Source organism: Phenylobacterium conjunctum (genome assembly GCF_042679085.1).
In the GTDB taxonomy this organism is placed as follows: domain Bacteria; phylum Pseudomonadota; class Alphaproteobacteria; order Caulobacterales; family Caulobacteraceae; genus Phenylobacterium; species Phenylobacterium conjunctum.
Genome location: NZ_JBHTLQ010000008.1, coordinates 33807 through 47972, shown reverse-complemented (window position 1 = coordinate 47972; position 14166 = coordinate 33807). Strand labels below are relative to the sequence as shown.

The following is a 14166-nucleotide window of genomic DNA, read 5'->3' as shown; positions in this document are numbered from 1 at the left end:
CTCACCACTTCAGGTCCGAGACCAGACCGGCATAGACCTCGATGCCGTCCCACAGGTTTCCCAGCCGCAGGTTCTCGTTCATGGCGTGCTGGTTGTCGTCGTAGTTGGCGATGCTGACGCCGACCATCGGGACCTTCAGCTGGTTCACGATATCGGCCATGCCCGAGCTCGCGCCGACGATCGGCAGCTTGAGCACCGGATAGCCCACCGTCCGCCCGATGGAGGCGGCGACGGCGTCAGCGGCGGGGCCGTCCATCGGCGTCTTGGTGGCGATGGAGCCGCCCTCCTCCCAGTCCAGCCGCAGGATCTTCGGATGCGCCAGACGGGTGGCCAGGTCCGGGGTGTCGCGGACGATGAACCAGCCCTGGGCCGTCAGGTAAGCTTCGGTCAGTTCCTTGACCTTGGCCGGGGTCTCGCCAGGCGCCAGGCGGAAGTCGACCGACAGGCGGCCCTCGGTGGCGATGGCGTTGGCGGCCTGGGGTCCGGTGTCGCCGGCGTGGATCGCCCGCACGTTCAGGGTCGGCTGAAGATAGCCATCGGCCAGGCGCGGACCGCCGATATTGCGCCCGAGGCCCAGGGCCTTCTTCAGGTCGCTCTCCACATCCGGCAGGGCGGCGAGCGCGGCCTTGTCGGCCTCCGACACCGGCGTCACGTCGTCATAGAAGCCGGGGATCAGGATGTGACCAGTCTCATCCCGCAGGCTCATGATCAGGCTGGCCAGCATCACGGTCGGGCTGGGCGCCCAGGAGCCGTAGTGGCCGTCGTGCAGGGGCTTCAGCGGGCCATAGACAGTGGCCTCGAAGCTGGTGATGCCGCGGTTGCCGAAATTGATCTGCTGCTTGCCGGACTGGTGCATGGGCCCGTCGCCCATGATCAGCAGGTCGCCCTTCAGCAGGGCCAGGTTCTTGCCCACCAGCTCGGCGAAGTGGGCCGAGCCCTGCTCCTCCTCGCCCTCATAGAGCACCTTGATGTTCACCGACGGCTTGATCCCGGCGGCCTTCAGCGCGTCGAGGGCCGAGAGCATGACCTGGATCGAACCCTTGTCGTCCCCGGCCGAGCGCGCATAGAGCCGCCAGTCCGGATCGAGCGGCCCCGCCGCGCCCTGCCAGTCGACGGTCTTGGCGTCCGGCAGCGCCGTGCGCATGGTCGGCTGGAAGGGGCTGGTCAGCCAACCCTGCTGGCCGACGGGCTGTCCGTCATAATGGGCGTAGAACACCACCGTCCGCTTGGCGCCCGGCGTCTTCAGCTCCCCGAGCACCGAGGGCGGCGTGCCGGGTTGGGCCCGCAGCAGCTGGGTCTTGAAGCCGCGCTTCTGGAGCAGGCCGGAGATGTAGTCGGCGTTCTTCTCGACGTCCGACAGGGTGGTTGCGACATTGGGCAGGGACAATAGGGCCGAGAAGTCGGCGACGATTTCCTTCTCGTGCGCCTTGCGCCAGGCCCGCACCGCGTCGCGCGGCGTCCCCGCGGCCGCGCTCGTCGCCATCAGGGCCGACAGGGCCGCCACCGCCAAAACCTTGGTCCGAATCCGCATCGCGCCCTCGCTGAACATGTTCAGCCGATTGGACGGCGCGGGGGCTGGCCTGGCAAGGGGCGGATTACCCACAGCCGATGGATTGCCCGCCGGCTGAGCTCCCGGCTAGATCAGGCCCTGCTTTGGGTTGGGGGAATGATATGCGCGGAATTCTGTTGGCGGTTGTTATGACCGGGGTTCTGGCGAGCGCCGCCCAGGGTGCGGAGCCGCGCCGCCTGACCACCGACGACATCTTCAAGGAACGCACGGTCGGCGCCCCGGCCCTGTCGCCGGACGGCAAGTGGGTCGCCTATTCGGTCAGCGCCCTGAACCGCGCTGCGGACAAGGGCTTCACCCACATCTGGATGACCTCCCTGGACGGCAAGACCAGCCTGCAGCTGACCCACGGCCCCAAGGAGAGCGAGAACACCCCGCGCTGGAGCCCGGATGGCCGCTACCTGGCCTTCATCTCCGGCCGCCGGGACGATGACGAGGCGGACCACCTGTGGCTGCTGGACCGCCAGGGCGGCGAGGCGTTCAAGATCACCTCCGGCAAGCAGTCGGTGGAGGACTACGCCTGGTCGCCGGACGGCAAGTCCATCGCCCTGGTGCTCAGCGACGCGCCGCCCGAGCCGCCGAAGCCGGCGGCCGACGACACCGATCCGCCGGATCCCAAGCGTCCGCTTCCCATCGTCATCAATCGCTTCCAGTTCAAGCAGGACGTCCAGGGCTATCTGCGCGAGGGCAAGTCCCGCCTCTATCTCATGAGCCTGGCGGACCGGAAGCCGGTGCGGGTGACGAGCGGCGACTTCGAGGAACTGCTGCCCTCCTGGTCCCCGGACGGCAAGTCCATCGCCTTCGTCAGCAAGCGCTCGGCGGACCCCGACCGGGACTACAACTGGGACGTCTATGTCGCTGAGGCCAAGGCCGGCGGGGCGATGCGCGCCCTGACCACCTATGCCGGCGACGACAACGGCCCGGAGTTCGACAGCTATCCGGCCTGGAGCCCCGACGGGAAGCAGGTGGCCTACCTGCAGGGCGGCGAGGTCCGCAAGATCGGCTATGGGGTCAACGCCCTGGCCGTGGTCCCCGCGGCGGGCGGCTCCCCCCGGCTGCTGACCAAGGGCCTCGACCGCAATGTCTCCCAGCCCACCTGGACCGCGGACGGCAAGCGGCTGGTGGTGCGGATGGAGGATGACCAGATCCAGCGCCTGGTCGAAATCCCGGCCGCCGGCGGTGCGCCCAAGGACCTCTTGTCCGGTCGCCAGGCCCTGGCCGACTACGACAGCGACGGCCGTGGACGGATCGTCGCCCTGGCCAGCAACCCGACCCATCCAGGCGAGCTCTACGCCATCGAGAAGACCAAGGCCCGTCCCCTCACCCATCACAACGACTGGCTGAGCGAGGTGGCCCTCGGCGCCACCGAGGAGATCAAGTTCAAGAGCAAGGACGGGACCGAGATCCACGGCTTCCTGGTCAAGCCGCCGGGCTATGTCGCCGGCAAGGCCTATCCCACCATCCTGCGCATCCATGGCGGGCCGCAGTCGCAGTTTGAACTCGGCTGGTCCCAGGAGTGGCAGATGCTTGCCGCCCAGGGCTATGTGGTGGTGGCGGCCAATCCGCGCGGCAGCAACGGCCGGGGCGAGGCCTTCGGCATGGCCATCTATGCCAACTGGGGCCACCCGGCGACCGAGGACGTCCTGGCGGCGGTGGACTATGCGACCGCCCAGGGGATCACCGATCCGAACCGACTGGGGGTCGGTGGCTGGAGCTATGGCGGCATCCTGACCAATTTCGTCATCGCCAGTGACACCCGCTTCAAGGCGGCGACCAGCGGCGCCAGCATCTCAAACGTCTTCGCCGGCTACGGCACCGACCAGTACATCCGCGACTACGAGGTCGAACTGGGCCGCCCCTGGGAGAAGCCCGAGGTCTGGATGAAGGTGTCCGAGCCCTTCTTCCACGCCGACCGGATCAAGACGCCGACCCTGTTCCTGGGCGGAGCGGCGGACTTCAACGTGCCGGTCCTGAACTCCGAACAGATGTACCAGGCCCTGCGCAGCCTGGGCGTCGAGACGGAGCTGGTGATCTATCCGGGCCAGTATCATCGCATCCGCCGCCCGAGCTTCCTGAAGGACCGCTACGACCGCTATATCGGCTGGTACGCGGCCCACCTGAAATAGCGGCCTACTCCGAGCGCTGGCCCCGGGCGGCCGGCGCCGGAGCGAGCACCGCCTTGGCGGCGTCCCACCGGTAGGGCGTCTGCGGACAGGCCGGCTGCTCATAGCCGCCGCAGTCGTCACCGATATCGACGGCGATGAAGGTCGCCGGCCTAGAGGCGACGTCGAAGACATAGGCGTAGATCGGCAGGAACAGGGCCTGGGTCGCGCCTGGCCCGGCCAGCAGGGTCAGGCCCGCGTCCATTTCGAGGGCGCCGTTCTCCTCGTCCTTGGCGTCCACGCAGGTCATCAGCGAGGCGTCCACCAGCCAGTCGGAGCGGCCATCGCCGTCCAGGTCGGGGGTCCGCTCCACTGCGTACTCCGTGTCGCTCAGCCGTCCGCCCTTGGCCTCGCAGACCTGGGAGGCCTGGGCCACAGCCGCCGCGACGCTCTTGGGATAGGTCGCAGGGTCCAGGGCCACCAACGGCATCAGGCCTTCCAGCCGACCATCACCCTTGCGGTTGGGGATCTCCACATAGCGGCCGTCGGCCTCGGTCCAGAGGAACGAGCGCAGGCACTCCTCCACCCCGGCCTCACCGCAGACGCTGCCGTGCACCTCGAGATCCAGGCGGCGGCCCTCGCGGGTCTTCCGCATCCGGAACTCACTGCGCGCCTGGGCGTCGAATACCAGGGCGTAGGTTCCGTCGGGCCGGGCCAGGTAGAGCTGCTGGCGACAGCCGCCCGTGCCGCACCAGGCCATGCGCTCGCTGTAGTCCACCCGCCAGTCCGGCAGGCCATCGCCGTTGATGTCGGCCCTGTGGAACAGCTTGGCGGCGTCGCGGGGCGCATCGACGTCATCCTTGGTCTCCTCGCGCACCGTGGCGACCAGGGCCGGTGGCGGGCTCGCACCGCCCAACAAGGCGAGGCCGAGGGCGAACGGCGCGAGGCTGGCGATCATGGCAAGGGTCTCAGGCCTGGATCAGGCCGGTCTCGGGCACAGCTTCGATGATGACGAAGGCCTGGGCGTAGGGGTGGTCGTCGGTCAGGGACACATGGATCACCGCCTTGTGGCCCGGCGGAATGATCTGGCTCAACCGCTCGGCCGCGCCGCCGGTCAGGGCCATGGTCGGCTGGCCCGAGCGCATGTTGACCACGCCCATGTCGCGCCAGAACACCCCGCGCTTGATGCCGGTGCCGAGCGCCTTGGCGCAGGCCTCCTTGGCGGCGAAGCGCTTGGCGTAGGAGGCGGCGCGGTCAGGCTTACGTTCGGACCGGGCGCGTTCGATCTCGGTGAAGCAGCGGTTGGTAAAACGCTCACCGAACCGCTCCAGGGTGTTCTGCACCCGGCGGATGTCGGACAGGTCCGAGCCGATCCCGACGATCATGCCGCCAGCCCGGCGCGGGCTTCGTCCATCAACAGGCGCATCCGGCGGATCGCCTCGGCCAGGCCGACGAAGATCGCCTCGCCGATCAGGAAGTGGCCGATGTTCAGCTCGGCGACCTGCGGAATGGCGGCGATGGGCTTCACTGTCTCGTAGTCGATGCCGTGGCCCGCATGGACCTCCAGCCCCAGCCGTTCGGCCTCGAAGGCCGCGGCCTTCAGACGCTCCAGCAGGGCCGGCGCCTCGGGCGAACGTTCGCGCACGGCGTCGCAATAGGCGCCGGTATGGAACTCGACAACCTGGGCGCCCGCACGCTTGGCGGCGGCGGCCTGGACGGGATCGGCGTCGATGAAGCAGGAGACGCGGACGCCCTCGCCGGCCAGGCGTTGCACGACCGGCGCGATGCGGTTGAAGCCGTCCACCATGTCCAGCCCGCCCTCGGTGGTCACCTCTTCCCGGCGTTCCGGCACCAGGCAGGCGGCGTGCGGCAGGTGCTTGAGCGCGATGGCCTCCATCTCGGCGGTGACGGCCATCTCGAAGTTCAGCGGAATGCCGCGCTTGCGGGTGATGTCGGCCAGGGCCTCGATGTCGGCGTCGGAGATGTGCCGCCGGTCCTCACGCAGGTGGGCGGTGATGCCGTCACAGCCGGCGGCCATGGCCAGCTCCGCCGCCCGCACCGGGCTCGGATAGTCGGCGCCGCGGGCGTTCCGGATGGTCGCCACGTGGTCGATGTTCACCCCCAGCCGCAGCAGGCTCATCCGTGCAGTCTCCGGCTGCCGGGGTCCTCTACGGGGATCGCGGCGAGTTCAGGGGGAAGCTGGTCGGCGGGATAGGCCGGCACGTCCAGCCGGGCCAGGGCCACGAACGGCGCGCCCGGATCGGCGCGGCCGCCGGAGCGGTCGACGATGCAGGCCGCGACCACCACATTGCCGCCGGCCGCCTTGATGGCGTCCACGCACTCGCGCGACGACAGGCCGGTGGAGACGATGTCCTCGACCATGGCGATCCGCGCGCCCGGCGGGATCGAGAAGGCCCGGCGCAGCTTGAACGACCCGCCCTCGCGCTCGACGTACATCGAGGGCACGCCCAGGTGCCGGGCGGTCTCGTAGCCGGGGATGATCCCGCCCACGGCCGGGGAGATGCACAGGTCGACCTCGCCCACGGCCTCCTTGATCTTGGCGGCCAGCGCCTTGCACAGGCGCTCGGTGCGCTCGGGGTACTGGAAGACCAGGTTCTTCTGCAGGAAGGTGCCGGAATGCAGGCCGCTGGAGAGCACGAAGTGCCCCTCGCGCAGGGCGCCCGAGGCGCGGAATTCTTCGAGGACCTGTTCGGTGTTCATGGGCGGTTTCTCCTGCTGCTTTGCGGATTACCGAAAGGCGGCGGGGCTGTCATCCGAGTCGACTGCAGCAGACACAGCTTCACATTGCGAGGCGCCAAGCGCTCCCCTATGAATGGAGTTCAGGCATCAGGGGGATCATCATGCGCAGTGTCGTCAACTTCGTCGTCGCCTTGGCCTTCATGAGCATGGCGTCCGCCGCGCACGCCGACGATCTGCCGCCCGACCTCAAGACCAAGACCGACAGCTTCTTCGCGCTCCTGAAAAGGAACGATGTCCCCGGCGCCTATGACCTGCTGTTCCAAGGCACCCTGATGGCCACCCAGAAGGTCCAGGACATGCAGGTGCTGAACACCCAGACGAAGTCCGTCCTAGGGTTCACGGGACCGATCACGGGCTGGGAGCTCATGTCCGTCAAGCAGAGCGCGCCCAGCTTCACCTCGGCGCGGTTCATAGCCAAGACCGACACCCTGCCCCTGTTCTTCAAGTTCGAGTTCTACAAACCCCGGGACACCTGGACGACCTACAAGGTGACCTACTTCGACGACATCTCGAAGGTTCCGGAATAGCTGGCGGCGGCTGGCTGGATAGAGCCCGCCCTACTGAGCCGCGATCACCGCCTTCGGCTTCCAGATCATCGGCCCGAGGATGTTGATGGCGAGGCCCCCGATCACCAGCACCGCGGCGGCGATCTTCCAGACCGGCAGGGGCTCGGCCAGCAGCAAGGCTGAGGCCCCCATGCCGAACACCGGCACCAACAGGGCCCAGGGGGTCACGGTCGCGGCCGGATAGCGGGCCAGCAGGAAGCCCCAGGCCACATAGCCGAACAGGGTGTTGCCCGCCGACTGCCAGAGCACGGCGGTCCAGGTCATCAGGTCCGCGCGGGCGATCCCGTCGCGCATAGCCGGCCAGCCTTCGATGGCGAAGGACAACAGCACGAGGGGCGGGATCGAAAACAGGCTGGCCCAGACGACATAGCTCAGCGAGCTAACCCCCGGCGAGGCGCGCTGCACGAGGTTGCCCAGCGACCAGGACATGGCGGCGAACAGCACCATGGCCAGGCCGATAGGCGTGGTGGTCGCGTCGGTGTGGATCAGGATCACGCCCAGGCCGACGGTGGCCAGGCCCAGGGCGGCGATCTGGAACAGGCGCACGCGCTCGCCCGACAGCCACATGGACAGGCCGATGGTGAAGAACACCTGGGTCTGCACCACCAGGGAGGCCAGGCCCGGCGAGATGAAGCCGTTGATGGCGATGTAGAGCACGCCGAACTGCCCAAGCCCGATGAGGATCCCGTAGGCGGCCAGGTTTCGCCACGGCACGGGCGGGCGCTTCAGGAAGAAGGCCGCCGGCAGGAAGGCGAAGGTGAAGCGTAGGGCCGCGAAGGTCAGCGGCGGCAGGTGGGCGAGCGCCACCTTGATGACCACGAAATTGGTGCCCCAGATGGCCACCACCGCCAGGGCCAGCAGGGCGTGTCGCCAGGTCAGGCTGTGCGCGGTCATCGGGCGTTCCTCCGTGAGGACGGCCTTTTGCGCCCCCCAGGCGCCGCCCGCAAGTGAGCCGGCCTATCAGATGCGCCCAAGGAATCTGGCTTGAACCCCCGCGAGATCGGGCGAACTCTGCGCCCGACAAATAGGAGAACCGTCCATGGCCCCGAAATCCCTGCGCATCCGCCGCACCGCCGGCGCCCTGGGCGCCGAGATCACCGGCGTCAACCTGGCCGAACCCCTGAGCGACGAGACCCTGGCCGAGATCCGACGCGCCTTCGTCGAGCATCAGGTGATCTTCTTCCGCGACCAGGCCCTGACGCCGGAGCAGCAGCTGGCCTTCGGCCGCCGGTTCGGGCCGCTGAATATCCATCCTTATGTCAAGGGGATGGCCGAGCATCCTGAGGTGATGGAGATCATCAAGGAGCCGCACGACAAGGTGAACTTCGGCGGCGGCTGGCACTCGGACATGAGCTTCCTGGAACGGCCCGCCATCGCCTCGATCCTCTATGCGGTCGAGCTGCCCGAGTGGGGCGGCGACACCCTGTTCGCCAGCCAGGCCGCCGCCTACGACGCCCTGTCTCCGGGCCTGAAGGCCACCTTGGACGGCCTGCGGGCGGTGCACACCGCAAGCCGCGAATACTCTGCAAGCGGCCACTCGGCCCAGAAGCGCTCGTCGATGGCGGTGAGCGAGGCCGAAGGCGCGGTGGGCGAATACGTCCACCCGGTGGTGCTGGTTCACCCGGAGACCGGCCGCAAGGCGCTCTATGTGAACCCCGCCTTCACGATGAAGTTTGAGGGCTGGAGCCGAAAGGATTCAAAGCCCTTGCTCGACTACCTGTTCGAGCACTCGAGGTATGAGGCCTTCACCACCCGCTTCGCCTGGCAGCCGGGGTCGGTGGCCATGTGGGACAACCGATCGGTCTGGCACTTCGCCCTCAACGACTATCCGGGCCAGCGCCGCCACATGCGCCGGGTGACCATCGACCCGGCCCCGGTGACCGTCCCGGCCTGACGAACCGCTTGCAACGACTCCATATTTCCGCGATCCTGGAAATATGGAAATCAAGACCGCCGTCGCAAGCCTCGCCGCCCTCGCCCTTGAAGGACGGCTGTCGATCTTTCGCCTGCTGGTCCAGGCTGGCCCCGAGGGCCTGCCGGCCGGCGAAATCGCCCGGCGGCTGGAAAGCCTGCCCAACACCCTGTCGGCCAATCTCAACGTCCTGAGCAACGCCGGCCTTGTGGCCTCGCGGCGCGATGGCCGCTCGATCATCTACACCGCCAACTACGAGGCCATGCGCGACCTGCTGGGCTTCCTGATGGAGGACTGCTGCGGCGGCGCGCCGGAAATCTGCGCGCCCTTGGCCGAGGCGGTCGCCGCCCGCGCCTGCGCCTGCTGAGGCCGTCATGAACATCTTCGAACGCTACCTGACCCTCTGGGTCACCCTGTGCATCATCGCCGGCATCGCGCTCGGCCAGGTCTTTGCGCCCGCCTTCGCCACGATCGGGGCCCTGGAGATCGCCAAGGTGAACCTGCCGGTCGCCGGCCTGGTCTGGCTGATGATCATTCCGATGCTGATGAAGATCGACTTCCGCGCCCTCGGCCAGGTCGGCCGGCACTGGCGCGGCATCGGCGTCACCCTGTTCGTCAACTGGGCGATCAAGCCCTTCTCCATGGCCCTCTTGGGCGCTCTGTTCATTGGCGGACTGTTCCGGCCCTGGCTGCCGGGCGGTCAGGTCGACAGCTATATCGCCGGCCTGATCCTGCTGGCCGCCGCCCCCTGCACCGCCATGGTCTTCGTCTGGAGCAACCTGGTGCGCGGCGAGCCGCACTTCACGCTCAGCCAGGTGGCGGTCAATGACGCGATCATGCTGGTGGCCTTCGCCCCGATCGTCGCCCTCCTCCTGGGCCTGTCAGCGATCACCGTGCCCTGGGAGACCCTGACCCTGTCGGTGGCGCTCTACATCCTCGCGCCGGTCGCCATCGCCCAGATCGCCCGTGGCCTGATCCTGGCCCGCGGCGGCGAGGCCGCGCTTCAATCCGCCCTGGCCCGGATCGGTCCGGTCTCCATGGCCGCCCTGCTGGCGACCCTGGTCCTGCTGTTCGGGTTCCAGGGCCGCCAGATCCTCGCCCAGCCCCTGATTATCGCCCTGCTGGCCGTGCCAATCCTGATCCAGGTCTACCTGAACGCCGGCCTCGCCTACCTGCTGAACCGGGCGACGGGCGAGGCCCACTGCGTGGCCGGTCCCTCGGCCCTGATCGGGGCCAGCAACTTCTTCGAACTTGCCGTTGCGGCCGCCATCAGCCTGTTCGGCCTGACCTCCGGCGCGGCCCTGGCCACTGTGGTCGGGGTGCTGATCGAGGTGCCGGTCATGCTGTCGGTGGTCGCCATCGTGAACCGGTCCCGCCCCTGGTACGAGGCCGCCCCCGCGGTGGCCCGGCGCGCGTCCTCCTAGGAGCAGCAGATGACCGACTTCCCCGTCACCATCTTCCACAACCCGGCCTGTGGCACCTCGCGCAACACCCTGGCGATGATCGAGGCCGCCGGCTACGCGCCGCAGGTTGTGGAGTACCTCTCCGCCGGCTGGACCGAGCCCCAGCTGCGCGACCTGTTCGCCCGGGCCGGCCTGACGCCCCGTACGGCGATGCGCGACAAGGGAACCCCCGCCGCCGAGCTTGGCCTGACCGCGCCGGACGCCACTGACGACGCCATCCTGGCCGCCATGGTCGAGCATCCGATCCTGGTGAACCGCCCCATCGTCGTCACGCCCAAGGGCGCCGCCCTGTGTCGTCCCTCCGAACAGGTCTTCGCCCTGCTGGACCGGGTCCCGGCCGAGTTCCTCAAGGAAGACGGCGAAGTGGTGCGGAACCCATGAGCTTCCAGCGCATCGATCAGCAGCTCAACGAGAGCTGCTTCTGCATCGAGGTCGACGAAGCCGCGCTGTGGGGTCAGATCTGCGAGGGCGGCGCCGACCTGCGGATCGGCCGTGAGCACCTGTTCTCCAGCGGCCCGGTCTTCGTCGCCCGCGCGGACCATCAGGCCATGGTCGAGACGGTTCACGCCATCGAGGCCGCCGCCGGCCTCCCCGCCTGGCGCGACGCCGCCCTGGGCCGGGCGCCGCAGATCGCCCGACTGGATCATGGCCCGCGCGGCGCCTTCATGGGCTATGACTTCCACCTGTCCCCCGACGGGCCGCGGCTGATCGAGGTGAACACCAATGCCGGCGGCGCCTTCCTGAACGCCCTGCTGGGACCGGCCCAACTGGCCTGTTGCCCGGAGGTGGCCGAGGCCATCGACCAGGCCCCGTTCGCCGCCTTCGAGGCAGCCGTCTGGCGGATGATCCTGGCCGAGTGGCGCCTGCAGGGCCGCCACGGCGCCCCCGGCGTCATCGCCATTGTCGATGACGCGCCGCAGGGGCAGTTCCTCTACCCGGAGTTCCTGATCGCCCAGCGGCTGTTCGAGCGCCAGGGCGCGACGGCGATCATTGTCGACGCCGCCGACTTGGCCTTCGCCGACGGCCGCCTGTCCTGGCGCGGCCAGGCTATCGACCTCGTCTATAACCGCCTCACGGACTTCGCCCTCATCGAGCCGCGGCATGCGGCCCTGGCGGCGGCCTACTCAGCTGGCGCTGCGGTCGTGACGCCCAGCCCGCACCACCACGCCCTCTATGCCGACAAGCGCAACCTGATCGAGCTGTCCGACCCTGAGCGGATGGCGGCCTGGGGCATGGATGCAGGTCGCCGCGCCGCCCTGTCCCACGTGCCCTCAACCCTGGCGGTGACGCCTGAGACGGCCGATGATCTGTGGGCGCGGCGCAAGGCCCTGTTCTTCAAGCCCACCGGCGGCTACGGCGGCAAGGCGGTCTATCGCGGCGACAAGCTGACCCGCGGCGTCTTCGCCGAGATCCTCCAGGGCGGCTACATCGCCCAGGCCCTAGCCCCGCCCAGCGAGCGACAGGTCCAGGTGGACGGCGCACCCACCCCTCGCAAGGTCGATGTGCGGCTCTACGCCTATGCGGGCGAAATCCTGCTGACCGCCGCGCGGGTCTATCAGGGCCAGACGACCAACTTCCGAACCCCCGGCGGCGGCTTCGCGCCGGTGATCCTGGTCTAGGCCGGACCCTAGCCCTTCGCACGCTCCACCGTCTCGATGGACGGGTTGGCGCGCAGGGCGGCGGCGATGTTGGTCAGGTGACGAGCGTCCTTGACCTCGATGTCGAAGTCGACGTCGAAGAAGTCGGCCTGACGGCGGTGCATGCGCAGGTTGACGATGTTGCCGCCCGCGTCACCGATCACCGTGCAGGCCTGGCCCAGAACCCCGGGCGCATTGCGGATGGTGGCGGTCAGGCGCGACTGGGTGACCGTGTTGCGCTCGGCCTCCGGCGTCCATTGCAGGTCACGCCACAGCTCCTCGCGGTCCTCGAACTCGGCCAGCTTGGCGCAGTCGATGGCGTGGACGGTCAGCCCGGTCCCCTCGGGGTCAACGATGCCGACGATACGGTCCCCCGGCACCGGGGTGCAGCAGGCGCCGAAGTGCAGCGACACCCCAGGCGTCAGCCCGCCGCCCTTGACGAACAGGCGGGCGGACTTGCCCCCCTCGATCCGGCGTGTGGCCATGGCGGCCGCGCGCTCGCTGGCGTTCAGGCCGGGGAAGATGATGTCCAGGATCTGACCTGGCGTGATCTTGCCGCGGCCGACCAGGTGGTGCAGCTCTTCCTCGCTGGCGACAGCGAACCGCTCCAGCGCCGGCTTCAGCGACACGTCCGCCCGTGACTTGCCGGCGCGCTCGAAGGTCTGCTCGACCGTGGCGCGCCCCAGCCGGGTGAACTCTTCCTTCTCGGCGATGCGGATGTGGCGGCGGATGGCCGCCCGCGCCCGGCCGGTGACGGTCAGGGTGCGCCAGTCCTGCGGCGCCACAGGCTTGGGCCCACGGATCACCTCGACCACGTCGCCGTTGTGCATCTGCGTCCGCAGGGGCTTCAACTCGCCGTTGATCTTCACGCCAATACAGGTGTCGCCCACGTCGGTGTGGACCGCATAGGCGAAATCCAGGGGCATGGCGCCGCGCGGCAGGCTGACCAGCTTGCCCTTGGGCGTGAAGACGAACACCTGGTCGAGATACATCTCGAGCTTGGCGTGCTCGACCAGCTCCTCAACGTCACCGCCATGCTCCAGCACCTGGACCAGGTGGCGCAGATTGACCAGCGGATCGCGCCCGCCTTCGGCCGCCTGGGCCTCGGCGTCAAAGCCGTAGGACTTGTCCTTGTAGCGCCAGTGGGCGGCCACGCCCTCCTCGGCCACGCGGTCCATGGCCTCGGTGCGGATCTGCATCTCGATGCGCATGCCGCGGGGGCCGACCACCGTGGTGTGCAGCGAGCGGTAATTGTTCCGCTTGGGCGTCGAGATGTAGTCCTTGAACCGCTCCGGCACGCTGGACCAGGCGCGGTGGATAACGCCGAGCGCGCGATAGCACTCGTCCTCGGACTCCACGATCACCCGGAAGGCGTAGATGTCGGACAGCTGGGAGAAGCCGATCGACTTGCGCTGCAGCTTTCGCCAGATCGAATAGGGGTTCTTCTCGCGGCCGAACACGCGGGCCGAGATGCCTTGAGCTTCCAGCTTGGCGGCGATTTCCCCGGAGACCACCGCGACCGCCCCGCCCTGCTCGTTGCGCAGCGCCTCCAACCGGCGGCCGATGGCGTCGCGGGCGACGGGGTTCAGGTGCTCGAAGGCCAGTTCCTCAAGCTCGGAACAGATCCGGTGACAGCCGATGGACCGCGCCAGAGGCGCATAGATGTCCAGGGTCTCACGGGCGATCCGCTCCCGCTTGGCGGGGTTCTTGATGTACTGCAGCGTCCGCATGTTGTGCAGACGGTCGGCCAGCTTGACCATCAGGACGCGCACGTCCTTGGAGATGGCCAGGATGAACTTGCGCAGGTTCTCGGCCTGCTTGGTGTACTCGCTGTTCAGCTCAAGCTTGGTCAGCTTGGTGACGCCCTCGACCATCTCGGCGATCTCGGGACCGAACAGCTCGGTGATATCCTCCGGCGTGACCGGGCAATCCTCGATCACGTCGTGCAGCAGGGCCGTGACGATGGTGGAGGTGTCGAGCCGGTAGTCGGTAAGGATGCCCGCCACTTCGATGGGGTGGGCGAAATAGGGGTCGCCGGACGCGCGCTTCTGCGATCCATGCATGCGCATGGCGTAGACATAGGCCCGGTTGAGGATCGCCTCGTCGGCGGTGGGGTCGTAGGAGCTGACCTTGTCGATCAGCTCGTACTGCCGAAGCAT

14 protein-coding genes are annotated in these 14166 nt (G+C 68.4%); 7 read left to right on the top strand and 7 right to left on the bottom strand.

Translation table 11 applies throughout. The annotated features are described in order from the left end of the window. Position 1: 1 nt before the first annotated feature. Complete coding sequence (locus ACFQ27_RS05290; protein WP_374347765.1) at positions 2–1531, bottom strand: M20/M25/M40 family metallo-hydrolase; 1530 nt, start codon at positions 1529–1531, stop codon at positions 2–4. A gap of 167 nt (positions 1532–1698) precedes the next feature. On the opposite strand from ACFQ27_RS05290, the gene ACFQ27_RS05285 reads away from it, so the two are divergent. Continuing rightward, on the top strand, positions 1699–3693 hold the full coding sequence (locus tag ACFQ27_RS05285; protein WP_377352873.1) for a S9 family peptidase: 1995 nt from the start codon (positions 1699–1701) through the stop codon (positions 3691–3693). Between the two features lie 4 nt (positions 3694–3697). Here the strand turns inward: ACFQ27_RS05285 and ACFQ27_RS05280 are convergent, their stop codons facing one another. The 4 genes from ACFQ27_RS05280 to pyrE are packed head-to-tail and all read right to left on the bottom strand — an operon-like array spanning position 3698 to position 6390. Further along, entirely contained in the window at positions 3698–4627 is a 930-nt protein-coding gene (locus ACFQ27_RS05280) for a hypothetical protein (RefSeq protein WP_377352872.1), read from the bottom strand. Positions 4628–4637: 10 nt separating this feature from the next. Beyond that, the gene (gene acpS, locus ACFQ27_RS05275) at positions 4638–5054 is read right to left on the bottom strand and encodes a holo-ACP synthase (protein ID WP_374347771.1); all 417 of its coding nucleotides are present in this window, start codon (positions 5052–5054) and stop codon (positions 4638–4640) included. After that, positions 5051–5809 carry a pyridoxine 5'-phosphate synthase gene (locus ACFQ27_RS05270; RefSeq protein WP_377352871.1) on the bottom strand — a complete coding sequence of 253 codons (759 nt, stop codon included), beginning with the start codon at positions 5807–5809 and terminating at the stop codon, positions 5051–5053. Before ACFQ27_RS05270 ends, acpS begins: the two co-directional genes overlap by 4 nt. Beyond that, positions 5806–6390 carry an orotate phosphoribosyltransferase gene (gene pyrE, locus ACFQ27_RS05265; RefSeq protein ID WP_377352870.1) on the bottom strand — a complete coding sequence of 195 codons (585 nt, stop codon included), beginning with the start codon at positions 6388–6390 and terminating at the stop codon, positions 5806–5808. Before pyrE ends, ACFQ27_RS05270 begins: the two co-directional genes overlap by 4 nt. A 140-nt stretch (positions 6391–6530) precedes the next feature. On the opposite strand from pyrE, the gene ACFQ27_RS05260 reads away from it, so the two are divergent. Continuing rightward, positions 6531–6956: a hypothetical protein gene (locus ACFQ27_RS05260; RefSeq protein ID WP_377352869.1), complete on the top strand. Its 426-nt coding sequence runs from the start codon at positions 6531–6533 to the stop codon at positions 6954–6956. Positions 6957–6986: 30 nt separating this feature from the next. Here the strand turns inward: ACFQ27_RS05260 and ACFQ27_RS05255 are convergent, their stop codons facing one another. Then, positions 6987–7889, bottom strand: a complete 903-nt coding sequence (locus ACFQ27_RS05255; RefSeq protein ID WP_374347778.1) for an EamA family transporter — start codon at positions 7887–7889, stop codon at positions 6987–6989. 145 nt (positions 7890–8034) lie between these two features. On the opposite strand from ACFQ27_RS05255, the gene ACFQ27_RS05250 reads away from it, so the two are divergent. From ACFQ27_RS05250 to ACFQ27_RS05230, 5 genes are read left to right on the top strand one after another with little or no spacing between them, the layout of a single operon-like run. Beyond that, on the top strand, positions 8035–8889 hold the full coding sequence (locus tag ACFQ27_RS05250; protein ID WP_377352868.1) for a TauD/TfdA dioxygenase family protein: 855 nt from the start codon (positions 8035–8037) through the stop codon (positions 8887–8889). Positions 8890–8932: 43 nt separating this feature from the next. Further along, the gene (locus ACFQ27_RS05245; RefSeq protein ID WP_377352867.1) at positions 8933–9274 is read left to right on the top strand and encodes an ArsR/SmtB family transcription factor; all 342 of its coding nucleotides are present in this window, start codon (positions 8933–8935) and stop codon (positions 9272–9274) included. Positions 9275–9281: 7 nt separating this feature from the next. Continuing rightward, on the top strand, positions 9282–10331 hold the full coding sequence (arsB, locus tag ACFQ27_RS05240) for an ACR3 family arsenite efflux transporter (RefSeq protein WP_377352866.1): 1050 nt from the start codon (positions 9282–9284) through the stop codon (positions 10329–10331). Positions 10332–10340: 9 nt separating this feature from the next. After that, on the top strand, positions 10341–10751 hold the full coding sequence (arsC, locus tag ACFQ27_RS05235) for an arsenate reductase (glutaredoxin) (RefSeq protein ID WP_377352865.1): 411 nt from the start codon (positions 10341–10343) through the stop codon (positions 10749–10751). After that, positions 10748–11989, top strand: coding sequence for a hypothetical protein (locus ACFQ27_RS05230; protein WP_377352864.1), 1242 nt, complete (start codon positions 10748–10750; stop codon positions 11987–11989). Before arsC ends, ACFQ27_RS05230 begins: the two co-directional genes overlap by 4 nt. Positions 11990–11997: 8 nt before the next feature. Here ACFQ27_RS05230 and ACFQ27_RS05225 read toward each other — a convergent pair whose 3' ends face one another. Further along, positions 11998–14166 carry a RelA/SpoT family protein gene (locus tag ACFQ27_RS05225; RefSeq protein ID WP_374347789.1) on the bottom strand — a complete coding sequence of 723 codons (2169 nt, stop codon included), beginning with the start codon at positions 14164–14166 and terminating at the stop codon, positions 11998–12000.

Bases quoted from the DNA above. Each gene is read 5' to 3' on its own strand.
- ACFQ27_RS05290 (WP_374347765.1), bottom strand. From the start codon at position 1,531: ATGCGGATTCGGACCAAGGTTTTGGCGGTGGCGGCCCTGTCGGCCCTG.
- ACFQ27_RS05285 (WP_377352873.1), top strand. From the start codon at position 1,699: ATGACCGGGGTTCTGGCGAGCGCCGCCCAGGGTGCGGAGCCGCGCCGC.
- ACFQ27_RS05280 (WP_377352872.1), bottom strand. From the start codon at position 4,627: ATGATCGCCAGCCTCGCGCCGTTCGCCCTCGGCCTCGCCTTGTTGGGC.
- acpS (WP_374347771.1), bottom strand. From the start codon at position 5,054: ATGATCGTCGGGATCGGCTCGGACCTGTCCGACATCCGCCGGGTGCAG.
- ACFQ27_RS05270 (WP_377352871.1), bottom strand. From the start codon at position 5,809: ATGAGCCTGCTGCGGCTGGGGGTGAACATCGACCACGTGGCGACCATC.
- pyrE (WP_377352870.1), bottom strand. From the start codon at position 6,390: ATGAACACCGAACAGGTCCTCGAAGAATTCCGCGCCTCGGGCGCCCTG.
- ACFQ27_RS05260 (WP_377352869.1), top strand. From the start codon at position 6,531: ATGCGCAGTGTCGTCAACTTCGTCGTCGCCTTGGCCTTCATGAGCATG.
- ACFQ27_RS05255 (WP_374347778.1), bottom strand. From the start codon at position 7,889: ATGACCGCGCACAGCCTGACCTGGCGACACGCCCTGCTGGCCCTGGCG.
- ACFQ27_RS05250 (WP_377352868.1), top strand. From the start codon at position 8,035: ATGGCCCCGAAATCCCTGCGCATCCGCCGCACCGCCGGCGCCCTGGGC.
- ACFQ27_RS05245 (WP_377352867.1), top strand. From the start codon at position 8,933: ATGGAAATCAAGACCGCCGTCGCAAGCCTCGCCGCCCTCGCCCTTGAA.
- arsB (WP_377352866.1), top strand. From the start codon at position 9,282: ATGAACATCTTCGAACGCTACCTGACCCTCTGGGTCACCCTGTGCATC.
- arsC (WP_377352865.1), top strand. From the start codon at position 10,341: ATGACCGACTTCCCCGTCACCATCTTCCACAACCCGGCCTGTGGCACC.
- ACFQ27_RS05230 (WP_377352864.1), top strand. From the start codon at position 10,748: ATGAGCTTCCAGCGCATCGATCAGCAGCTCAACGAGAGCTGCTTCTGC.
- ACFQ27_RS05225 (WP_374347789.1), bottom strand. From the start codon at position 14,166: ATGCTTCGGCAGTACGAGCTGATCGACAAGGTCAGCTCCTACGACCCC.